General features: G+C 58.2%; 22 protein-coding genes. 10 read left to right on the top strand and 12 right to left on the bottom strand.

Going from position 1 to position 21,192, the window contains the following annotated elements; translation table 11 throughout:
• Positions 1-365: 365 nt before the first annotated feature.
• Genes ACIPLA_RS06690 through ACIPLA_RS06680 form a run of 3 tightly spaced genes read left to right on the top strand, consistent with a single transcriptional unit; the run spans position 366 to position 3,171 of the window.
• Positions 366-1,679, top strand: coding sequence for a C4-dicarboxylate transporter DctA (locus tag ACIPLA_RS06690; protein WP_063342470.1), 1,314 nt, complete (start codon positions 366-368; stop codon positions 1,677-1,679).
• Between the two features lie 53 nt (positions 1,680-1,732).
• Entirely contained in the window at positions 1,733-2,437 is a 705-nt protein-coding gene (locus ACIPLA_RS06685) for a FadR/GntR family transcriptional regulator (protein ID WP_008072332.1), read from the top strand.
• A gap of 26 nt (positions 2,438-2,463) precedes the next feature.
• Positions 2,464-3,171: a GntR family transcriptional regulator gene (locus tag ACIPLA_RS06680; protein WP_401172537.1), complete on the top strand. Its 708-nt coding sequence runs from the start codon at positions 2,464-2,466 to the stop codon at positions 3,169-3,171.
• A 130-nt stretch (positions 3,172-3,301) separates the two neighbouring features.
• Here ACIPLA_RS06680 and yjiA read toward each other — a convergent pair whose 3' ends face one another.
• The 3 genes from yjiA to ACIPLA_RS06665 form a co-directional block, all read right to left on the bottom strand.
• A complete protein-coding gene (gene yjiA / locus ACIPLA_RS06675; RefSeq protein WP_401172535.1) occupies positions 3,302-4,273 on the bottom strand; it encodes a GTPase in 972 nt (323 codons plus the stop codon).
• A gap of 161 nt (positions 4,274-4,434) precedes the next feature.
• Positions 4,435-4,632 (bottom strand): YbdD/YjiX family protein, encoded by a 198-nt coding sequence (locus ACIPLA_RS06670; RefSeq protein ID WP_007895266.1) that lies wholly within the window; start codon positions 4,630-4,632, stop codon positions 4,435-4,437.
• 14 nt (positions 4,633-4,646) lie between these two features.
• Positions 4,647-6,713, bottom strand: a complete 2,067-nt coding sequence (locus ACIPLA_RS06665) for a carbon starvation CstA family protein (RefSeq protein WP_038981466.1) — start codon at positions 6,711-6,713, stop codon at positions 4,647-4,649.
• Between the two features lie 159 nt (positions 6,714-6,872).
• Between ACIPLA_RS06665 and ACIPLA_RS06660 the strand changes: the two genes are divergently transcribed.
• On the top strand, positions 6,873-7,241 hold the full coding sequence (locus ACIPLA_RS06660; RefSeq protein ID WP_218398816.1) for a PilZ domain-containing protein: 369 nt from the start codon (positions 6,873-6,875) through the stop codon (positions 7,239-7,241).
• 130 nt (positions 7,242-7,371) lie between these two features.
• Here ACIPLA_RS06660 and radA read toward each other — a convergent pair whose 3' ends face one another.
• From radA to katB, 3 genes are read right to left on the bottom strand one after another with little or no spacing between them, the layout of a single operon-like run.
• Positions 7,372-8,739: a DNA repair protein RadA gene (gene radA, locus ACIPLA_RS06655; RefSeq protein WP_007937264.1), complete on the bottom strand. Its 1,368-nt coding sequence runs from the start codon at positions 8,737-8,739 to the stop codon at positions 7,372-7,374.
• 45 nt (positions 8,740-8,784) lie between these two features.
• The gene (locus tag ACIPLA_RS06650) at positions 8,785-9,339 is read right to left on the bottom strand and encodes an ankyrin repeat domain-containing protein (protein WP_123498663.1); all 555 of its coding nucleotides are present in this window, start codon (positions 9,337-9,339) and stop codon (positions 8,785-8,787) included.
• A 57-nt stretch (positions 9,340-9,396) separates the two neighbouring features.
• Complete coding sequence (gene katB / locus ACIPLA_RS06645; protein WP_401172528.1) at positions 9,397-10,938, bottom strand: catalase KatB; 1,542 nt, start codon at positions 10,936-10,938, stop codon at positions 9,397-9,399.
• Between the two features lie 285 nt (positions 10,939-11,223).
• Here katB and mscL point away from each other — a divergent pair, with 285 nt between their 5' ends.
• Positions 11,224-11,637 carry a large-conductance mechanosensitive channel protein MscL gene (gene mscL, locus ACIPLA_RS06640; RefSeq protein ID WP_007895273.1) on the top strand — a complete coding sequence of 138 codons (414 nt, stop codon included), beginning with the start codon at positions 11,224-11,226 and terminating at the stop codon, positions 11,635-11,637.
• 43 nt (positions 11,638-11,680) lie between these two features.
• Here mscL and ACIPLA_RS06635 read toward each other — a convergent pair whose 3' ends face one another.
• Positions 11,681-12,457: a ferredoxin--NADP reductase gene (locus tag ACIPLA_RS06635; RefSeq protein WP_218398819.1), complete on the bottom strand. Its 777-nt coding sequence runs from the start codon at positions 12,455-12,457 to the stop codon at positions 11,681-11,683.
• A 292-nt stretch (positions 12,458-12,749) separates the two neighbouring features.
• Between ACIPLA_RS06635 and ACIPLA_RS06630 the strand changes: the two genes are divergently transcribed.
• Together ACIPLA_RS06630 and ACIPLA_RS06625 are read left to right on the top strand one after the other, a co-directional pair.
• Positions 12,750-13,457: an autoinducer binding domain-containing protein gene (locus ACIPLA_RS06630; protein ID WP_218398820.1), complete on the top strand. Its 708-nt coding sequence runs from the start codon at positions 12,750-12,752 to the stop codon at positions 13,455-13,457.
• Between the two features lie 191 nt (positions 13,458-13,648).
• Complete coding sequence (locus tag ACIPLA_RS06625; protein WP_401172523.1) at positions 13,649-14,773, top strand: methyltransferase; 1,125 nt, start codon at positions 13,649-13,651, stop codon at positions 14,771-14,773.
• A 71-nt stretch (positions 14,774-14,844) separates the two neighbouring features.
• On the opposite strand, the gene ACIPLA_RS06620 is transcribed toward ACIPLA_RS06625, so the two are convergent.
• The 3 genes from ACIPLA_RS06620 to ACIPLA_RS06610 are packed head-to-tail and all read right to left on the bottom strand — an operon-like array spanning position 14,845 to position 17,514.
• Positions 14,845-15,012 (bottom strand): DUF2474 domain-containing protein, encoded by a 168-nt coding sequence (locus ACIPLA_RS06620; RefSeq protein ID WP_162830918.1) that lies wholly within the window; start codon positions 15,010-15,012, stop codon positions 14,845-14,847.
• Between the two features lie 51 nt (positions 15,013-15,063).
• Entirely contained in the window at positions 15,064-16,071 is a 1,008-nt protein-coding gene (gene cydB / locus ACIPLA_RS06615; protein WP_123359142.1) for a cytochrome d ubiquinol oxidase subunit II, read from the bottom strand.
• A 3-nt stretch (positions 16,072-16,074) separates the two neighbouring features.
• Positions 16,075-17,514 (bottom strand): cytochrome ubiquinol oxidase subunit I, encoded by a 1,440-nt coding sequence (locus ACIPLA_RS06610; protein WP_401172518.1) that lies wholly within the window; start codon positions 17,512-17,514, stop codon positions 16,075-16,077.
• A gap of 545 nt (positions 17,515-18,059) precedes the next feature.
• Here ACIPLA_RS06610 and ACIPLA_RS06605 point away from each other — a divergent pair.
• The 3 genes from ACIPLA_RS06605 (at position 18,060) to ACIPLA_RS06595 (ending at position 20,010) form a co-directional block, all read left to right on the top strand.
• Positions 18,060-19,298, top strand: coding sequence for an MFS transporter (locus ACIPLA_RS06605; RefSeq protein WP_401172515.1), 1,239 nt, complete (start codon positions 18,060-18,062; stop codon positions 19,296-19,298).
• A 131-nt stretch (positions 19,299-19,429) separates the two neighbouring features.
• Positions 19,430-19,708 (top strand): type II toxin-antitoxin system RelE/ParE family toxin, encoded by a 279-nt coding sequence (locus ACIPLA_RS06600; protein ID WP_401172512.1) that lies wholly within the window; start codon positions 19,430-19,432, stop codon positions 19,706-19,708.
• 14 nt (positions 19,709-19,722) lie between these two features.
• Positions 19,723-20,010, top strand: a complete 288-nt coding sequence (locus tag ACIPLA_RS06595; protein ID WP_218398824.1) for a HigA family addiction module antitoxin — start codon at positions 19,723-19,725, stop codon at positions 20,008-20,010.
• Positions 20,011-20,016: 6 nt separating this feature from the next.
• Here ACIPLA_RS06595 and ACIPLA_RS06590 read toward each other — a convergent pair whose 3' ends face one another.
• Positions 20,017-20,568 (bottom strand): DJ-1 family glyoxalase III, encoded by a 552-nt coding sequence (locus ACIPLA_RS06590; RefSeq protein WP_401172509.1) that lies wholly within the window; start codon positions 20,566-20,568, stop codon positions 20,017-20,019.
• Between the two features lie 67 nt (positions 20,569-20,635).
• Positions 20,636-21,091 carry a DUF4879 domain-containing protein gene (locus tag ACIPLA_RS06585; protein ID WP_401172667.1) on the bottom strand — a complete coding sequence of 152 codons (456 nt, stop codon included), beginning with the start codon at positions 21,089-21,091 and terminating at the stop codon, positions 20,636-20,638.
• Positions 21,092-21,192 lie beyond the last annotated feature (101 nt).

Genomic DNA, 21,192 nt, shown 5'->3' with positions numbered 1-21,192 from the left:
AACCGCAGCAATGAAAAAACCGGTCAGTGATGGCCGGTTTTTTTTCGTCCGCCATAAAGATCAAAAGATCGCAGCCTTCGGCAGCTCCTACAGAGGTTGTGTACATTCGTGAAATCATGGGTGTACGCGGGTTTTTGTAGGAGCTGCCGAAGGCTGCGATCTTTTGATCTTGATCGGCATCTCCTACGCGGCTTTAGCCACTGGTCAGACCGGTCATGCCAATTTTTCGACTTCCACTTGTAATCCTGAAAAAATCCAGCGTAGACTGCGCCTGCACTGGACATACCGGTAAGACCACAATAATTAAGTCCTGAATCTGATGCGCATCGCGCACGGCAGCCAGGACACCGACCAGGATTCCTCCCATGCTCAGATGGTGCTCGCGTTCAATCTTCCTTCAAGTGGTTCTCGGACTGGTGCTCGGCATCGTCTGCGGGCTGACCCTTCCCGAATATTCCGCCCAACTCAAACCTCTCGGCGACGGTTTCATCAAACTGATCAAGATGCTTATTGGTCTGATCGTGTTCTGCGTGGTGGTCAGCGGCATCAGCGGTGCCGGCGACTTGAAGAAGGTCGGACGCATCGGCCTGAAATCGGTGATCTACTTCGAAATACTGACCACCATCGCCTTGGTGATCGGCCTGGTATTCGCCTTCACGACCGGCATCGGCAGCGGCGCGAACATTCATCTGGAGCAACTCTCCGCCGCCGACATGGGCGACATCGCCCAGCGCGGTCAGCACATGCAAACCACCTCCCAGTTCCTGATGAACCTGATCCCGACCTCGGTAATCGGCGCCTTCGCGGAAAACAACATTCTGCAAGTCCTGCTGTTTTCGGTGCTGTTCGGCAGCGCGCTGAACCTGGTGGGTGAAGCGGCATCGGGTATTTCCCGGTTGATCAACGAACTCAGCCACGTAATCTTCCGCATCATGGGCATGATCGTGCGTCTGGCGCCGATCGGCGTGTTCGGCGCCATCGCTTTCACCACCAGTAAATATGGCCTGGATTCGCTGCAGCACCTGGGCAGCCTGGTCGGTCTTTTCTACATGACCTGTGTAGCGTTCGTGGCATTGATTCTCGGCCTGGTGATGCGCCTCTCGGGCCTGAAGATGTGGCCGCTGCTCAAGTACCTGCGTGAAGAACTGCTGATCGTCATGGGCACCGCATCTTCCGACGCCGTGCTGCCACAAATCATGCGCAAGCTTGAGCATCTGGGCATCGGCAGCTCCACGGTCGGGCTGGTGATTCCGACCGGGTACTCGTTCAACCTGGATGGTTTTTCGATCTACCTGACCCTGGCCATTGTGTTCATCGCCAATGCCACCGGTACGCCGCTGGCCATGACTGACCTGCTGACGATTCTGCTGGTGTCGCTGATCACCTCCAAAGGTGCCCACGGGATTCCCGGTTCGGCGTTGGTGATTCTTGCGGCAACACTGACGGCAATCCCGGCGATTCCGGTGGTCGGGCTGGTGCTGGTATTAGCGGTGGACTGGTTCATGGGCATCGGCCGGGCACTGACCAACCTGATCGGCAATTGCGTCGCCACCGTGGCCATCGCCCGCTGGGAAAAGGACATCGATATCCAGCGAGCGAACAAAGTGCTTTCCGGTCAGGTGGGTTATACCTTCCAGCCCAGGAAACCGGTGGTCCCGGCGCATCAGCAGGAATTTTAAACTAGGTGTGCCTGCCCAAGGTCAGGCACATTTATCACGACTTGGAGCGAACAGTGATTACCTCGTCAACCGTTGTAAATTCGGTGGTAGAAAAACTTCGGGCCGCCCTGGCCCGCGGTCAGTGGCGCTCCGGCGAGATGCTGCCGGGCCAGCGTGAACTGGCCGAGCAACTGGGCATTAGCCGCCCGAGCCTGCGCGAAGCGGTCATCGTGCTGGAAACCCTCGGGCTGGTGCGCTCCATGCCGGGCAAAGGCGTGGTGGTGCTGGAAGCCAATCTCAGCGACAGCCAAAGCCACGACAGCGCGGTGGCCGGGGCCAGCCTGGAAGATGTGCTGCAACTGCGCTACACCCTCGAACCCTTCATCGTCGGCCTGGTTGCACAATCCATCAGCAGCAAGGAAGTCGGGCAACTGCGCCTGACCCTGATGGACATGCGCGAAGCCCTGGAGGCCAACGACAGCGAAGCCGGGGTCAGCGCCTACATCGCGTTCCACGAAGAACTGTTCACCCTGACCTCGAACCCGATCTTCCAGAGCGTTGTGCAGCAGACCAGCAACGCCCTCAAACAAAGCGCCGAGGTGCTACGCAACTCGCCAGAGCATCTGGCTGAACGCCTTGAAGAAAACGAAGCCGTGGTGCGGGCCATTCGCAGCAAAAACAGCGCCCAGGCCAGCGCCGAGATGCGTCGGCACATCCTGCGCGAAGGCCAGCGGATGGGCATCGAATTGAACATTCCGGATGACCACCTCGGCAGTTGACCCCCTCTTCGAACTGGAGACAGGCCATGAACAGCTTCGCCTCACCACAGATATTCACTGCCCTGCCCTTCTCCCGAACCGACACAGGGAAACTGCCGGCGGATGATCTCTATTCACGGATCTTCGACGCCATTCTCGAACAGCGCATCCATGCAGCCAGTCGTTTTACCGAAGACAGCCTGGCGCAGATGTTCAGCGCTCGACGCAGTGACATTCGTGGCGTGCTGACGCAGTTGTCCCATCAGCAGATCATTATCCTTCGCACCCACCATCGCCCCCGAGTCGCCGCGCCCGATGCCGAACAGATTCGCCAGACGCTGCATGCCCGACGACTGACCGAGATCACGCTGATTCGACTGGCCTGCCAGCAACCTCACCCGCAAGACTTGAAACGCCTGCGCGCCCTGATCGACAGCGAACGCCAATGCACGGCGCGTGGTCCGGCCATTCGATTGTCAGGGGAATTTCATCTGCAACTGGCCGAAATGGCGGGGAACGCACCGTTGGCGTATTTTCTTGGCACTCTGGTGCCGCTGACTTCGCTGGCGATTGCGCGGTATGACGCGCTGGCAGGTGATTATTGCGGATGGCGGGAGCACGCGGAGATTGTCGATGCAGTGGAGCGTGAGGATGTAGCGATGGCCGAAAATTTGATGACCCGGCATCTGCATTATATTGAACAAAGATTACTGAACTCTGGATCATCGACCATTCGAAACTGTGCTGCCGGGTAGATCGCTTTCGCGAGCAAGCCCGCTCCCACATTGACTTTGTGTCGTCCCGGACAGAGTGGGCAACACGGATCAAATGTGGGAGCGGGCTTGCTCGCGAAGGCGGCCTCAAACACGCTGAAGATATCCGACTTTACTCGGCTGCGACTCGGGCAAACCCCTCACGAATCTTCTCTTCCGGCAATTCATCGGCAATAAACACGATCACGCTTTCACGTGTTTCGTCGTCGGCCCATTCCGTATCCCAGTCGAATCCGTACAGCTTCAAGACCCCCTGAAACACCATGCGCCGTGGTTCGCCAAGGATGTTCAAAACACCTTTGTAGCGCAGCAATTGCTTGCCGTGGTCTTCCAGCAGTTCGTTCATGAACTCACTGAGTTTGTCGATATCCAGCGGCTTGTCAGTGCGCAACACCAGGCTGGAAATACGGTCGATGGACGGCACCTTGCTCACCGGGCGCAAACTCACGCCACCGCCGAGATCGGCATTGAGGTTGAAGCCGCGCACGTCGAGCAGTTCGGCCAGATCAATCTTGCCGTGGTCGACCACGCGGATTGGCGCACGACGGTTGATGCGGGTCAGACGCTCGCTGAGGGCGGTGAAGGTCGGTTCGTCCACCAGATCCCGTTTGCTCACCAGCAAACGGTCGGCAAAGCCGATCTGTGCCTGGGCGATGGTCTGGGTCAGGTGCAGGTCGGCGTGGGCCGCGTCCACCAGGGTGATGATGCCGTCGAGGATGTAGCGCTCACGCAGTTCTTCGTCGATGAAAAAGGTTTGCGCCACCGGGGCAGGGTCGGCCAGGCCAGTGCATTCGATCACCAAGCGGTCGAAGGCGATTTCGCCGCTGTCCAGGCGTTCGAGCAGCAGGTACAGCGCTTTGGTCAAATCGGTGTGGATGGTGCAGCAGACGCAGCCGTTGGACAGCGTCATCACTTGCACCGGCTCGTCGCCCAACAGTTGGGTGTCGATACCGGCGTCACTGAATTCGTTTTCGATCACGGCGATTTTCAGGCCGTGCTCGGCTTTGAGCAGGTGGCGCAAGAGCGTGGTTTTTCCCGCGCCGAGAAAGCCACTGAGGATTGTTACTGGAATGGGAGAGGACAAACGGGTTCTCCTGTTTCACAAAGTTAAGAAACAACACAAAACAAATGTGGGAGCGGGCTTGCTCGCGAAGAGGTCGTGTCAGTCGACATTAATGTTGAATGACACACCGCTTTCGCGAGCAAGCCCGCTCCCACAGGGATTGCATCAGCCAGGCTGTTGCATCAACAGCACTTCGGCCCACCCTTGCCACCGTAACGGGCTTCCTGACGTTCGCGAAAGAACATCTCGTAGCTCATCACCGGTTTGTCCGGGTGTTTGGTTTGCATATGCTCGACGTAGTTGTCGTAGTCGGGCATGCCGACCATCAGGCGCGCGGCCTGACCGAGGTATTTACCGAGGCGACTCAGGTCATTGAACATGGTGCAATCCTCGATTACGCATCCGGCTGAGCCTGGAACGGCGATTCTTTATCCGTACGTTCTTTGGTGCCCCAGGCAGCAATGCCGACCTTAAGCGCATAGAACAGGATGCTGAACACCACGAACAGGAACAGCGCGGTCAGCGTTGCGTTGGTGTAGGCGTTATAGATGACATGCTGCATCTGCTCGATGCTCTTGGCCGGGGCCAGAATCTGCCCGTTGGCCAACGCATCGCTGTATTTCTTCGCCAACGACAGGAAGCCGATTGCCGGGTTGGCGTCGAACAGCTTGATGAAGCCTGCGGTGGTGGTGCAGATCAGCAACCACACGGCGGGCAACATGGTGACCCAGATGTAGCGTTGGCGCTTCATTTTTATCAATACGACAGTTGCCAGCATCAGTGCGATACCCGCCAGCATCTGGTTGGAGATGCCGAACAGTGGCCACAAGGTGTTGATCCCGCCCAGTGGGTCGATCACGCCTTGATACAGCAGATACCCCCACATTGCTACGCAACCGGCGGTTGCGATCAGGTTGGCGGTCCAGGATTCGGTGCGTTTGAGCGCTGGCACGAAGGAGCCGAGCAAATCCTGCAGCATGAAACGCCCGGCACGGGTACCGGCGTCCACCGCCGTCAGGATGAACAGCGCTTCGAACAGGATCGCGAAGTGGTACCAGAACGCCATGGTGTTTTCACCCGGCAGTACACTGTGCAGGATCTGCGCGATACCGACCGCCAGGGTCGGCGCACCGCCGGCACGGGCCAGAATGGTGGTTTCACCGATGTCCTTGGCCACCGCTTGCAGCGCTTCCGGGGTAATCGCGAAACCCCAGCCACTGACAGCTTGTGCCACAGCCACCACGTCACCACCGACGACCGCCGCCGGGCTGTTCATGGCGAAGTACACGCCTGGCTCGATCACCGAAGCGGCCACCATGGCCATGATCGCCACGAAGGACTCCATCAGCATGCCGCCGTAACCGATGTAACGGGCGTTAACCTCGTTATCCAGCAACTTCGGCGTGGTACCGGAGGAGATCAACGCATGGAAACCGGACACCGCGCCACAGGCAATGGTGATGAACAGGAACGGGAACAACCCACCCTTCCACACCGGCCCGGTACCGTCGATGAACTGGGTCAATGCCGGCATTTTCAGCTCGGGCATGGTGATCAGGATGCCGATCGCCAGCGCAACGATGGTGCCGATTTTGAGGAAGGTCGACAGGTAGTCACGCGGCGCCAGAATCAGCCACACCGGTAGTACCGCCGCCACAAAACCGTAACCGATCAACATCCAGGTGATCTGGACCCCGGTAAAGCTGAACGCCTTGGCCCACACCGGGTCAGCGGCAATCTGCCCGCCCAGCCAGATCGAACCCAGCAGCAACGCCACGCCGATCACCGAGATTTCACCGATGCGGCCCGGGCGGATGTAGCGCATGTAAATACCCATGAACATCGCGATCGGGATGGTCGCCATCACCGTGAAAATGCCCCACGGGCTTTCGGCCAGGGCCTTGACCACGATCAGCGCCAGCACCGCGAGGATGATGATCATGATCAGGAAGCAGCCAAACAGCGCGATGGTCCCGGGGATGCGGCCCATTTCTTCACGGACCATGTCGCCCAGGGAGCGACCGTTGCGGCGGGTGGACATGAACAGGACCATGAAGTCCTGAACCGCACCGGCCAGCACCACCCCGGCAATCAGCCACAGCGTACCGGGCAGGTAGCCCATCTGCGCCGCCAATACCGGACCGACCAGAGGCCCTGCGCCAGCAATGGCTGCGAAGTGGTGACCGAAAAGAATGTGCTTGTTAGTCGGTACGTAGTCCAGACCGTCATTGTTGAGCACGGCGGGTGTCGCCCGACGCGGATCGAGTTGCATCACATTGTTAGCGATGAACAGGCTGTAGTAGCGGTACGCGACCAGATAAATGGCCACCGCGGCGACCACAATCCACAAGGCGTTGATCGCCTCGCCTCGGCGCAATGCCACTACGCCCAGGGCGCACGCTCCCAGGATTGCCAGCAGCAGCCAGGGTAAGTGGCGTAGCAGGCTATTATTATTTTTCATTTTATGATTCCAGCCAGAGTGGACAAGAAAGACAGCCATCCGGAGTTTAGCGCTACTGACGGCAAAGGCCATACCCCGACATTGATCCAGGGCCTCGTCTTGGCTGGCAGGCTTTAACAATGCGGGTCTATAGTCAGCGGACATTCAGAGGATTGCGCCATGAGTGACCACCCTGCTGATCGCCGCCGCTTCAAACGTTTTGCGTTCGATGCCCGAACCGAGCTGAGCCAAGGGGAATTCATCTGGCCGGTGAAGTTGATCGACCTGTCGCTCAAAGGGTTATTGATCGAACGGCCCGAGCCTTGGCTGGGGAATCGGGACTGGCATTTCCTGGTCGATATTCATCTCAACGAGGATGTCGCCATCAAGATGGATGTGCTGCTGACCCACGATGACCATGGTCAGCTCGGCTTCGTCTGCAAACACATCAGCCTGGAATCGATTGAGCGACTGCGGCGGTTGATTGAGTTCAACCTGGGCGATCCCGAGGAACTGGAGCGCGAATTGGGCGCCCTGATCGAAATATAACGGCCCGACGCTGATCCAATGTGGGAGCGGGCTTGCTCGCGAAGGCGGTGTAACAGCCAACATTGATGTTGGCTGTTACACCGCCTTCGCGAGCAGCCCGCTCCCACAGGGATTGTGTTCGACTCGGCAGCTATTCGAACAACGCGTCCAATGCCTGCTCCAGGCGCGTCACGGCAATAATCTGCAACCCCGGCGGCGCCTCTTTCGGCGCGTTGCCCTTGGGCACGATGGCGCGCTTGAAGCCGTGCTTGGCCGCCTCTTTCAAGCGTTCCTGACCACTTGGCACCGGGCGCACTTCACCCGACAAGCCGACTTCGCCGAACACCAGCAGATCATGGGGCAGCGGCCGGTTGCGCAAACTGGACATGACCGCCGCCATCAAGGCCAGGTCGGAAGCGGTTTCCAGCACCTTCACCCCGCCGACCACGTTGAGGAACACGTCCTGATCGTGAGTCGGAATGCCGCCATGTCGATGCAAAACCGCCAACAACATGGCCAAGCGATTCTGATCCAGACCGAGCGTTACCCGGCGAGGGTTGGCCAGATGGCTGTCGTCCACCAACGCCTGGACTTCCACCAGCATCGGCCGGGTGCCTTCCCACGTTGCCATGACCACGCTACCCGGGACTTCTTCCTGGGCCCGGGTCAGAAAAATCGCCGAGGGGTTGGAGACTTCCTTCAGGCCTTTGTCGGTCATGCCAAACACGCCCAATTCGTTGACCGCGCCGAAACGGTTTTTCACTGCCCGCAAAAGACGCAGGCGCCCGTCGGATTCGCCTTCGAAATACAGAACGGTGTCGACCATGTGCTCCAGCACTCGGGGACCGGCCAGCGCGCCTTCTTTGGTGACATGGCCCACGAGGAAAATCGCCGTGCCGCTTTGTTTGGCGTAACGCACCAGCAATGCTGCACTTTCGCGCACCTGGGAAACGCCCCCCGGCGCCGATTGCAGTTGCTCGGTGAAAATCGTCTGGATCGAGTCGATCACCATCACCTTGGGCTTTTCCTGCCGGGCCGTGGCGATGATGGTTTCGATGCAGGTTTCGGTCATCACCCGCAGCTGATCCTGAGGCAAGCCCAAGCGCCGGGCGCGCATGGCCACTTGTTGCTGGGACTCTTCGCCGGTGACATACAGTGCCGGCATGCTCTTGGCGAGGTTGCACAAGGTTTGCAACAAAATGGTCGACTTGCCGATACCCGGATCACCACCGATCAACACCACCGAGCCATCCACCAGGCCGCCGCCCAGAACGCGATCCAGCTCGCTGGACGCCGTGGAGAAACGCGGAATCTCTTCGACGCTGACTTCGGCCAGGGTTTTGATCTGCGCCTGCTGGCCGGTCCAACCGGTGCGCCCGCTGGGGGCTGCGGCGCCGCCACTCTCGACCATGGTTTCGGTCAGCGTGTTCCAGGCCCCGCATTCGCCGCACTGGCCGGCCCACTTGGGGAAGGTTGAGCCACACTCGGTGCAGCCGTACATGCGCTTGGCCTTGGCCATCTGAACTCCCGGCAAAAACCGCGATGATAGCTCAGCTCGCGCGGATCAGCGCGGCGGTGCCGTACGGATTTCACCGCTGGCCAGACGCGCGGCGCTGTTGCCCAGCGGATCTTCGGCGTTCATGTCCGCCCCTTTGGCCTTGAGTGCGTCCAGCAACTCAACGCGCTTGAACAAGCCGGCGTACATCGCGGCAGTCTGCCCTGCGCCATTGCGTTGGTCGGGACTGCAATGGGCGGCCAGCAAGGTCCTGGCAATCTGCACTTCGCCTTTGAAAATCGCGCCCATCAATGCCGTATTGCCACGTTGATCCTGGGCACAGGCGTCCGCCCCGGCAGCGAGCAAACGCTCCACTGCGGCGCTCTGCCCATGATAGGCGGCCAGAATCAGTGCGGTGTAACCCTTGCTGTCGCGGGTATCGAGGGAATAGCCGGCCTCGATGAAGGTATCGAGCATCGGCACATCACCGCGTCGAGCGGCATCAAAGTAGTAATCCTGTAATTGGGCTTTCAGCGCCTGAGGGTTCTTCGAGGCTTGCACGTCAGGCCCGGCGAACACACTGAGCGACCAGCACGCCAGAAACACAGACAGATAAAAACGCATGGCGCAACTCCTTGATCAGACGGGACCTCGCATGAGGCCCCGTTTCAGGCAGATGGATCAGTCGACCAGTTTGGCCGCCAGCGCCTTGACCCGAGCCAAATCACCCTTGGCTACTTTGGCCACGCCGGTCCCGTATTCCGGGTCGGCCTTGTACAGGAAGGACAGGATGATGTGCTTGCTCTCCTCATCGGTGGTGGCCAGTGAGCCACCGAAGCTGTCGATCAGGTCCTGACGTTCCTTCTGGTTGAACGAGCGGTACAGATCGCCGGCCTGCTTGAAGTTCTGCTCACGCTGAATCTTCACCTGTTGCGTGCTGCCCGACAGAACCGACTGGCTGTAACGCGCGGTTGGCGGCTCTTCACGGGCCAGCAGGCGACTTGGCTGGTAATTTACGCCGGTGCTGCTGGCGCCGATGTTCATTGCGCCATCCTGATTACCGTTGTTCACGGCGACTTTGGGTGCGTTGATCGGCAACTGCAGAGCGTTGGCCCCCAGACGATACAGTTGAGTATCGGCATACGAGAACACTCGCCCTTGCAATAAGCGATCTTCCGAAGGTTCGATACCCGGAACTAAATTGGCCGGGGCCATGGCCACTTGTTCGGTTTCCTGGAAAACATTCGCCGGATTGCGGTTCAACACCATTTGTCCAACTTTTCGTTCCGGCACACCTGGCCATATCTTGGTCGCGTCCAATGGATCGAAATCAAACTTGGACAAGTCTTGTGGATTTAGAACCTGGATGTACAAGTCCCATTTAGGAAAGTTGCCCTTGTTAATATTGGCGACCAAGTCGTTAGTCATATGACTGTAGTCTTGACCTTGAACACCCGTCACTTCTTTAGGGTCGAGGTTCTTTAACCCCTGCAAACTTTTCCAATGGAATTTTACATAGTGCACATCGCCTTTGGCGTTCACTAACTTATAGGCATGTACACCGTTACCGTCCATCTCCCGATAACTGGCCGGCGTACCGGAGTTGGAATACAACTCGGTCAGGGTACGAGTGGCTTCTGGAACATGGGAGAAAAAGTCGAAACGACGGGAATCGTCGTCAAGGTTGGTGCGCGGGTCTGGCTTGAAGGCGTGAACCATGTCTGGAAACTTGATCGCGTCACGGATGAAGAAGGTCGGAAAATTGTTGCCGACCAGGTCCCAGTTGCCGTCTGCGGTGTAGAACTTGGTGGCGAACCCCCGCGGATCACGCAAGGTTTCCGGCGAATGGTTGCCATGGACCACAGCGGAGAAACGCACAAATACCGGCGTGCTCTGGCCGCCGGCGAACACCTTGGCCTTGGTCAGGTCACTGAGGTCGTCGGTTACGGTGAACGTGCCATGGGCGCCAGTGCCACGGGCATGCACCACGCGTTCGGGAATGCGTTCACGGTCAAAACGCTGGAGTTTCTGGATCAGTTGCACGTCTTGCAGCAGTACCGGCCCGGTCGCGCCGGCGGTTTGTGAGTTCTGGTTGTCGCCGACGGCGGCACCGTTATCGCGGGTCAAGGTCGCAGCATTGACGGAGAAGGACAGCAGGCTGGCGGTCAGAACGCCAAGGGTACGAGGGAAGGGAAAAGCCCCGAGGCCAAGGGGAGTTGTCATGGAAGTTTCCTCTGGTTTTATAAGGCGCATCCAGGTGCGCCCCACAGAGGCTAGTGACCCAAAGGCCAAAACATAAATAGAAATCCCGCACCGAGCCGATAGCGAAAAGGTTCTGGAATACCCGGTCTAGAGCGGTTAGTCGCGCGCGAATGGTGGCACTTTGTAAACTAATTGCCGGAAGATGTGTCGATAAGAGCGAGCATTGTAAGGCGGTGTTTCGAGCGCCAGCCGTTTTGCTGATTTACACTGCGTTCACCAACCTCATCTGTAACAAGGAAATAACCTATGGGCGTGATAAGTGAGTTCAAGGCCTTCGCGGTCAAAGGTAATGTGGTCGACATGGCCGTGGGTATCATCATCGGCGCCGCCTTCGGCAAAATCGTTTCGTCGTTTGTCGGCGACGTGGTGATGCCACCCATAGGTTTGCTGATCGGTGGGGTGGACTTCAGTGACCTGGCCATTACGCTCAAGGCTGCCAACGGTGATGTCCCGGCGGTGATGCTGGCCTACGGTAAGTTCATCCAGAGCCTGATCGACTTCATCATCGTCGCCTTCGCGATCTTCATGGGCGTCAAGGCCATCAACCGCCTGAAACGTGAAGAGGCCGTTGCGCCCACCCTGCCGCCGGTTCCGACCAAGGAAGAAGAGCTGCTGGAAGAGATTCGCGATCTGCTCAAGGCTCAGAACAATCAGCCCTGATGACTGATTGCCCAAGAAACGGCGCCTTTTGGGCGCCGTTTGTTTACCAGTAGTTTTCCACTGCCACCTGGCCGGGTCGTCGACTGAGGCTCAAGCGCATGTCCCGTTGTTTGAGCAACTTGCGCGTGTCATCGATCATCTGTGGATTACCGCAGAGCATCACCCGCGAATGCTCGGCTGTCAGCGCTACACCGGCCGTGCGCTCTAGCTCGCCACTTTCCATGAGTGTCGTGATCCGCCCATTCAGGGCCCCCGGATGCTGCTCGCGGGTGACGGTGGCGATGAACTGCAGCTTGTGCGCGTATTCGGCCAGATAATCGCGCTGTGCCAGCCCTGCAATCAGCTCCTGATACGCCAGCTCCCGCGCTTCGCGCACGCTGTAGACCAGGATGATTCGTTCGAATTTCTCCCACACCTCGAAGTCCTGCAGGATCGACAGAAACGGCGCCAGCCCCGTGCCTGTGGATAACAACCAGAGGTCACGGCCATCGACGAAGCGATCCAGCGTCAGATAACCAAAGGCCTGCCGATCGACGAGCAGCATATCGCCGACTTCCAGCCGGCTCAGTTCACTGGTGAACTCCCCTCCCGGCACGACAATGGAGAAGAACTCCAGGAACTCGTCATAGGGGGACGAGACCATGGAATAAGCTCGCCACACCGTACTGCCGTCGGCCTTGGTCACGCCCAGCCGGGCGAATTGCCCTGCGCGAAAACGAAAGCCAGAATCCCGGGTGGTTCGCAGGGTAAACAGGTTTGGAGTCAACGGCTGGACGTCGAGCAGTGTCTGGCGTGTGAATTTCTCTGCACTGGCAGTCATTGGGTCGCTCCATTCAACAGATAACGCCAGTGTCCCGCAAAGTAGAAGGTATAAACACCGGTGATTTGTAATGGCTTTTCCCTCACCTCACCAAACAGTAGAAATACAAATATGATATGTAGTTGATTCCTGTTGATCCGTTAGTAAGCTAAGAACTGGTTTATGCAGTTGCATATTTTTTTTAAGAGCAAAAAAATCCACCACGCATGTAAGAATTCTCCTACAATCGTGGCGTGCCGGATATCGGATCCAATCAGCACCAACGACAGTAAGGCCGCCATGGAGCTACCCAATGAAAGTGTGGAAGGAGTCACAGTTAACGCAGCTTTCTTACGCTCAGAAAATAGAGACCGCGTACGAGATTTCTCTCAATCTTGTTAAAAATCTTGGCTTTAATTTCTGTGCATTTTCAATAACATCCCAAGTAAGGGGGATACGCCGCCATACGATCAATCTGAATAATTATCCCACCGAATGGAACACAAAATATGAACAGGAGCACTTCAGTGAAGTCGATCCGATACTAGCCCATTGCAATCAATCTGAATTACCGATTCTTTGGCAGAAAGAAATTTTCTGCAAGACACCCACACTGTGGCAAGCACAACAACAGCAAGGCTTGCGCTATGGCTGGTCCCAATCCGTTCATGATGAGAACGGGCTTTGCAGCATGCTGAGCCTGGCCAGAAGCCACTGTCCGATTACGACGCATGATCTGTATAAGAATCTGGGCTATGCGTTGTTCATTAGCCGTCACTTGCATGGGCTTGTGGCGAAAGAACTGCCTGCGCCCTCAAAACCAGGCACAGTGCATTTATCATCCCGGGAAATCGAGGTGCTGAAATACTCAGCCGATGGCAAGACGGCAGACGAGGTCGCGATCATCCTCAACCTCAGTCCAAGCACGGTACAGTTCCATATACGCGGCGCCATCCGAAAATTCGGCGTAAACAACAAAATTGCGGCAGTGATCAGAGCCGCGAAAGTGGGCGTCATCTGAATCTGTTTGAATCCGGTAATCCCCGCGAGTAATCCAAGCGAAAAAACCGTACCATCTGCGATCCAGTCCTGAGTGATGCCGTGTGAAATTCCACGACGTAGTCCACTCGGAATGGCTCGCCCGTTATAAGCCTCTGCGCGGCGGGCCACTCGTTGATTATCCTCCGTTGATTACCCAGAGCCCCCCGTCTCATGCCTCTGCTCGAAACCCCCTTCGCTCAACTCGATCTGATCCGCCAGCCAGAACAGCCGAACGAACCGTTGCAAGCCTTTGATGCCGCAGACGAATACCTGCTCACTCATCTGGCCGGGCAACAACCGGCAGCCGATACCCGCGTGCTGGTGCTCAACGACAGCTTCGGCGCTTTGGCCGCCAGCCTGGCGGGCAAGGTTCGGGTGACCAGCAGCGGCGATTCGTTTCTGGCGTTTCAGGGGCTGGAAAAAAACCTGATACGCAATGGCCAGACGTTTGATGCAGTGCCGAAGGTGCCTGCCAGCGAAATATTCGTCGGGCCGTTTGACCGGGTATTGATCCGGGTACCGAAAACCCTGGCCCTGCTGGAAGAGCAACTGATCCGGCTACAAGGGCAACTGGCTCCTGGCGCTCAAGTGATTGCAGCCGCAATGGTGAAGCATTTGCCACGCGCTGCGGGCGATCTGCTGGAGCGTTACATCGGCCCGGTGCAAGCCTCGTTGGCCGTCAAGAAGGCTCGGCTGCTGATCGCCACGCCCCAAGACAAAGCGCCCGCGACCTCCCCCTACCCGACCCGCTATCGACTCGACGACCCTGCGATCGAACTGCTCAATCATGCCAATGTGTTCTGCCGCGAAGGGCTGGATATCGGCACGCGGGCCTTTTTGCCGCACTTGCCGAAGAACCTCGGCGCAGCACGGGTTGCCGATCTGGGGTGTGGCAACGGCGTGCTGGCGATTACCAGTGCCCTGCAAAACCCTGAGGCGCACTACACGCTGGTGGACGAATCGTTCATGGCCGTGCAATCGGCCACTGAAAACTGGCGCGCGGCGCTGGGTAATCGCGACGTGATCGTGCGGGCCGGCGATGGGTTGGCTGAGCAGGAACCTCAATCCCTGGACGTGGTGCTGTGCAATCCGCCGTTTCACCAACAGCAAGTGGTCGGCGATTTCCTGGCTTGGAGGATGTTCCAGCAGGCGCGTGAATCGTTGGTGGTGGGCGGCGCGCTGTACATCGTCGGCAATCGTCACCTGGGTTATCACAGCAAGCTGGCGCGGTTGTTCCGCGGCGTCGAGCAAGTCGCGGCCACACCCAAGTTCGTGATTCTCAAAGCACGCAAATAATCACGGACAAAAAAAACCCTCCATCGCAGGAGGGTTATAAATCCGTGCCGCAAGGCAACGGGATGGGAATTTCAGTGGGTACTCAGGCCCGCGGCATTCATGAACATGCGCATTAGCGTGGCCACGATGAACAGAGCCACGACGCTGCCGGCCCAGATCATCGCCAGCCAGCCGAGCCGCTGCCAGAGCGGCTTTTTCTCGGCGGCTTCGATTTCCTGCAAATCAGGTTTGCCAGCCATCATCGTTTTCTCCTCTGCAACGGCGCAGGATTCAATTCTGCGCCGTAGTCACTAGTGGTAACCATCTTCGTGGGTGACCTTGCCGCGGAACACGTAGTAGCTCCAGAAGGTGTAGCCCAGGATGAACGGGATGATGAACAGCGTGCCCACCAGCATGAAGCCCTGGCTTTGCGGCGGTGCGGCGGCGTCCCAGATCGAGATCGACGGCGGCACGATGTTCGGCCACAGGCTGATACCCAGACCGCTGTAGCCGAGGAAGATCAGCACCAGGGTCAACAGGAATGGCGTGTAATGCGCATTGCGGGCCACCGCGCGAATCAGACCGTACATGGTCACCAGCACCAGAATCGGCACCGGCAGGAACCAGAACAGGTTCGGCAGGGTAAACCAGCGTGCGGCAATCTCGGCGTGGGCCAAGGGTGTCCAGATGCTGACGATGCCAATCACCGCCAGCACCACGAAGGCCAATGGCCGCGCCAGATCATGCATCTGCTCCTGCAGCTTGCCTTCGGTCTTCATGATCAGCCACGTGCAACCGAGCAGCGCATAAGCCACCACCAGCGCCGCACCGCAGAACATCGTGAACGGTGTCAGCCAGTCGAGTGAGCCTCCGGCAAACTGACGATTGACTACCGGTAGCCCATCGATGAACGCACCCAATGCCACGCCCTGGAAAAAGGTTGCGGCGATCGAGCCACCGATGAATGCCTTGTCCCAGAGGTGGCGCTTGTCGTCCTTGGCCTTGAAGCGAAACTCGAAGGCCACACCGCGAAAAATCAGCCCGATCAGCATGAAAATCAGCGGCAGGTACAACGCCGAGAGCACCACCGAATAAGCCAGCGGGAAGGCGCCGAACAATGCCGCACCGCCCAATACCAGCCAGGTTTCGTTGCCGTCCCAGACCGGGGCGACGGTGTTCATCATGACGTCCCGATCGCTCTTGCCCTTGATGAACGGGAAGAGAATTCCGATCCCAAGATCAAAGCCGTCCATGACCACGTACATCATGATGCCGAAGATGATGATCACGGCCCAGATCAGCGGAAGATCAATACCCATGATTCAAATCTCCTTGTTCAGGCTGTGGTTGTGATCAGCGTCACCATTGTCATCGGCTGCGGACAGCGGACGGGCTGGTGTGCGTTTCTGGCCAGGACCACCTTCGTTGGTTTCCTTGCCTTCGTCGATCTTCGGCCCTTTGCGCACCAGGCGCATCATGTAGCCAAGACCGGCACCGAACAGTGCGAAATACACCACAACGAACATGATCAAGGTGATGCTCATCTGCACGAAGCTGTGCCCGGAGGACGCATCCGCCGTGCGCATCAACCCATAAACCACCCACGGCTGACGGCCGATTTCAGTGGTGAACCAGCCGGCGAGGATCGCGATCAGGCCTGACGGCCCCATCCACAGCGCCAGGTACAAGAACGGCCGCGAGGTATACAGCCTGTCGCGTTTGCGCAGCCACAGGCTCCACAAACCAGTGAAGATCATCAGCATGCCCAGACCGACCATGATCCGGAACGACCAGAACACGATGGTCGAATTCGGCCGGTCTTCAGGCGGGAATTCCTTGAGCGCAGGGACCTGTTTGTCCAGGGTGTGGGTCAGGATCAGGCTGCCGAGGTACGGAATTTCTACCGCGAACTTGGTCTTCTCAGCTTTCATGTCCGGCCAGCCGAACAGAATCAGCGGCGTCGGTTCGTCGCCGTGGTTTTCCCAGTGGCCTTCGATCGCAGCGATTTTCGCCGGCTGATGCTTGAGGGTATTGAGGCCGTGGAAGTCACCGATAACCGCCTGAATCGGGGCAACGATCAGCGCCATCCACATCGCCATCGAGAGCATGGTGCGGATCGCAGGGTTGTCCTTGCCGCGCAGCAAGTGCCAGGCCGCCGACGAACCGACGAAGAACGCGGTCGCAACGAACGCCGCCGTGGCCATGTGCATCAGGCGGTAGGGGAACGACGGGTTGAAGATAATCGCCAGCCAGTCCACCGGAATAACCTGACCGTTGACGATCTCGTAGCCTTGAGGGGTCTGCATCCAGCTGTTGGAGGCCAGAATCCAGAAGGTGGAAATAAGGGTGCCGATGGCCACCATGACGGTAGCGAAGAAGTGCAGCTTGCGCCCGACCTTGTTCCAGCCGAACAGCATGACGCCCAGGAAACCGGCCTCGAGGAAGAAGGCGGTGAGCACTTCATAGGTCAGCAATGGCCCGGTCACCGAACCGGCGAAGTCCGAAAAACGGCTCCAGTTGGTGCCGAACTGATAGGCCATGACCAAACCGGAAACTACGCCCATACCGAAGTTGACGGCAAAGATCTTCGACCAGAAATGGTACAGATCGCGGTAAGTGTCGTTGTGCGTCTTCAGCCACAGGCCTTCGAGCACCGCCAGGTAACTCGCCAGGCCAATGGTGATGGCCGGGAACAGGATGTGAAACGAAATGGTGAATGCGAACTGAATCCGGGCGAGATCAAGTGCCTCCAAACCGAACATACGTCTTCCTCTGTCAGGTAATACCGGCTGAAGGCTTGCGGCCTACACCCACTGCCCCCACGGATATGGAGTGTGGCGAATTCGAATTCGTTCTTTTTGGACCATCATCACAAACGTAGGGAGTCTGGCCATCTGGCCGCCAGATCAATTCCACGAAGGGTCTTGATCTGGATCAAGCAACGTTGAAAGAGTAGTCGCATTTTTGCCGATGGACGGTGTGGTCTTTTGCCGCGTGACAGGTTGCCTCATGGGTTTTGGCATGAGCTGCAATACATTTTTGGATGGGTGGACTAACTGTGGCGAGGGGGCTTGCCCCCGTTCGGCTGCGCAGCAGTCGTAAATCCGGTTACTGCGGTGTACTTGGCAGAAATGAGTTGCCTGGGTCTGGGGCCGCTTCGCAGCCCAACGGGGGCAAGCCCCCTCACCACAGGGATTTCGTATGCTCCATAGATCGGTGTCTAGCTAACTAAATTTTTCAGCCCTGCAACTTCTGGTTACAGCTTGGTGATAATCTCGCCCCTTCCCTCTCCCAGACCTGCCTTCAGATGCCCAGCCAAGCGCCCCTGCTGTTACGTCATCACCGCCCGTTTATCGCGTTCTGGCTGGCTCGGGTGTTCACCGCCAGCGGTTTTCAGATGTTGACCGTGGCCATTGGCTGGAATCTGTATCAACTGACGGGCAATGTGCTCGATCTGGGCCTGGTAGGGCTGGTGGAATTTGCCCCTCGCGTGTTGTTCATGCTGCACACCGGGCATGTCGCGGACCGCTATGACCGGCGCAAGGTCGCGGCGATCTGTCAGTCACTGCAAGCGCTGATCGCCCTGTCACTGGCCATCGGCAGCGCGACCGACCAGGTCACCCGGGAGATGATCTTCATCCTCGCGTTCCTGCTCGGCGCCGCCCGCTCCTTCGAAATGCCGACGACTCAGGCCTTGCTGCCGAGCATTGTGCCCAGCGCGTTATTCCCCCGCGCCGTTGCCGCCGCGCAGTCTGCGCAACAATCGGCCACTATCGTCGCCCCGGCGCTGGGCGGTTTGCTCTATGCCTTCGGCAGCGTTTGGGTGTATGGCCCGACGGTGATCCTTTACCTCATCGCTTGTGCGCTGATGCTCAACCTCCCGGCCCGGCAAACACCGCTGAACAAGAGCAAGGCCACCCTGGATTCGCTGCTGGCGGGCATTCGCTTCATTCGCAGTCGTCCGGATATTCTGGGAGCGATTTCCCTGGATCTGTTTGCCGTCCTGCTGGGTGGCGCCACCGCGCTGCTGCCGGTGTTCGCCAAAGACATTTTGCTGACTGGCCCGTGGGGGCTGGGCCTGCTGCGTTCGGCCCCTGCGGTCGGTGCGCTGCTGATGTCGCTGTTTCTGGCGCGATTTGCCGTGGAGCGAAACGTCGGGCGGGTGATGTTCACGGCCGTGGGCGTATTCGGCGTGGCAACGATCGCTTTCGGCCTGTCGACTTCGTTCTGGTTCTCTCTCGCCGTGCTGGTGGTATTGGGCGCAGCGGACATGATCAGCATGGTGATCCGCGCCTCGTTCGTGCAACTGGAAACCCCCGACGAAATGCGCGGCCGGGTCAGCGCGGTGAATGGCTTGTTCATCGGCGCTTCGAATCAGCTCGGCGAGTTCGAATCCGGCTTGACGGCCCACTGGTTCGGCACGGTGCCGGCAGTGGTCATGGGCGGTATCGGCACGCTGATGGTGACCGGAGCCTGGATCAAACTGTTCCCGACCCTGGCCAACCGCGACCGTATGCATGTGCCGGAGGAAGCAGTCAGGGCCTGATGTAGCTCAGGATACGGAAGTCCCCTACCTGCTTCCAAAAGACTGGAAATCAGCACAAAGCATAAATTCTCCGACCAAGTGCAATACATAGATAGTGCATCAAGTGTAATGTATCGCCTTACACTTCGAGCATGATCAAATCCTTTCAGCACAAAGGCCTTCGTGGCTTCTACGAAACCGGTTCGACTCGTGGGATTCGAGCAGATCATGCGAAACGTCTGGCTCGCATGCTGCAGTTCATGGATCGCGCAGTGGCCCCCGACGACCTCGACCTTCCGGGATGGCGATTACATCCGCTCAAGGGCGTTCTGATCGAATATTGGTCACTCAGCATTTCGGGGAACTGGCGGGTTATTTTTCGTTTTATTGGTTCGGATATCGAACTGGTCGACTATCTGGATTACCACTGACAGGAGGCAGGACCATGCCCATGCACAACCCGCCACACCCTGGCGAAACACTCTTGATGGATGTATTGCCCGAGCTTGGTGTCAGCGTCACCGAACTGGCCAGGCACCTTGGATTCGCCCGCCCGCATCTTTCGCGAGTGCTGCACGGCCATGCGCCCATCAGTCCGGACCTGGCGGTACGTCTGGAGCGGGCTGGAATCGGTAAGGCCCGGATGTGGTTAGGGGTTCAGATCGACTACGATCTCTGGCAAGCGGAGCAGCGTGAGCAACCCTTCATCGAACCGATTGCTATCCACGCCTGACATTCACTAGACCACCAACTCCCCCGCCACCGTCGCCCGCGTGGCTTTGCCGCAGAGTTGCTCCACCAGCGTCAGCGCAAACTCCAACGCGGCGCCTGAACCCTGAGCGGTGATGCAGTTGCCATCGACCACCACCGGTTGATCGATGAAGTTACAACCCGACAGTTGATTGCTGACCGTGGGCAGGCAAGTCATGCGCCGTTGGCGCAAAACGCCAAAGGTTTGCAGCGCCAGCGCCGGAGATTCGGCAATACCGGCGAACAGGCGCCCGGCGGCGGCCTGGTCCTTGATCAATTGTTGCAAGGGTTGGTGGGCCGCCAAATGCTGCGCCCCTACGGCACCGCCAGGCAGCACGATCAAGTCGAAGGATTGGGCGAGCAAATCCACCAACATCGCATCGGCGGTCAAGCGGGTGCCGCGAGCGCAGGTGAGCATGCGTCGTGCCTCGATGCTGGCCACCACCACTTCAACCTTGGCGCGGCGCAGCACATCGATCAGGGTCACGGTTTGCAGATCGTCGATGCCCTCGGCGAGGGTAATCAGGGCTCTAAAGGTCATGGGCGCGGTCCACAGGATGATCTTTAAAGCGTAGTCAGCTTTCCTGACCCTTGTTCGAGCCCAGCCGTTACTTGATGTAAAGCTGCGTCGACATCGTGTTGCCGGGGGCATTGATCGAGGTATTGCTGAACGTAAAGGTGCCGTCCTGCTTGCCCGCCAGGTTGAAGATGTACAGATAGCCGACGGTTTTTTTCCCGGCGGAGCACTCGGTCAGGTTGCCGGTATCAAAAGCACAGACAGGGGTGCGGGTGCCGTTCACCTCGAAACCGTCCAGTGCGACATGGGCTGCACGGCCGTAGCCGACCTCCAGCACATACACCTTGATGTTTGACCCTTGGTGGTCGCAACGGGTTTGCGCCTGGCCGTCCGCAATACTTTCAAATCCACAGGATGGCGATTCGACCTTGAGCACCTTCACCTGGCTCAACGGTTGGGCCATGGCCGCGGAGGCTGTTTGCGCTCCGATGAAACAGCTGAGCAGCAATCCAAATGCCGCAAGCACACGCTTATTAATGCAATACATATCTACCCCCTCCCTCCCCCAAAAAAACAGCGCGCAGTATGGCGCAGTTCCCTTTTGTGCAAAACATCGACGACGATCGCAGCCATAAGCAGCCATAGCCC

It is taken from the genome of Pseudomonas sp. NPDC086112 (assembly GCF_044746425.1).
Lineage (GTDB): Bacteria > Pseudomonadota > Gammaproteobacteria > Pseudomonadales > Pseudomonadaceae > Aquipseudomonas.
This window is presented reverse-complemented; position numbering and strand designations above follow the sequence as displayed.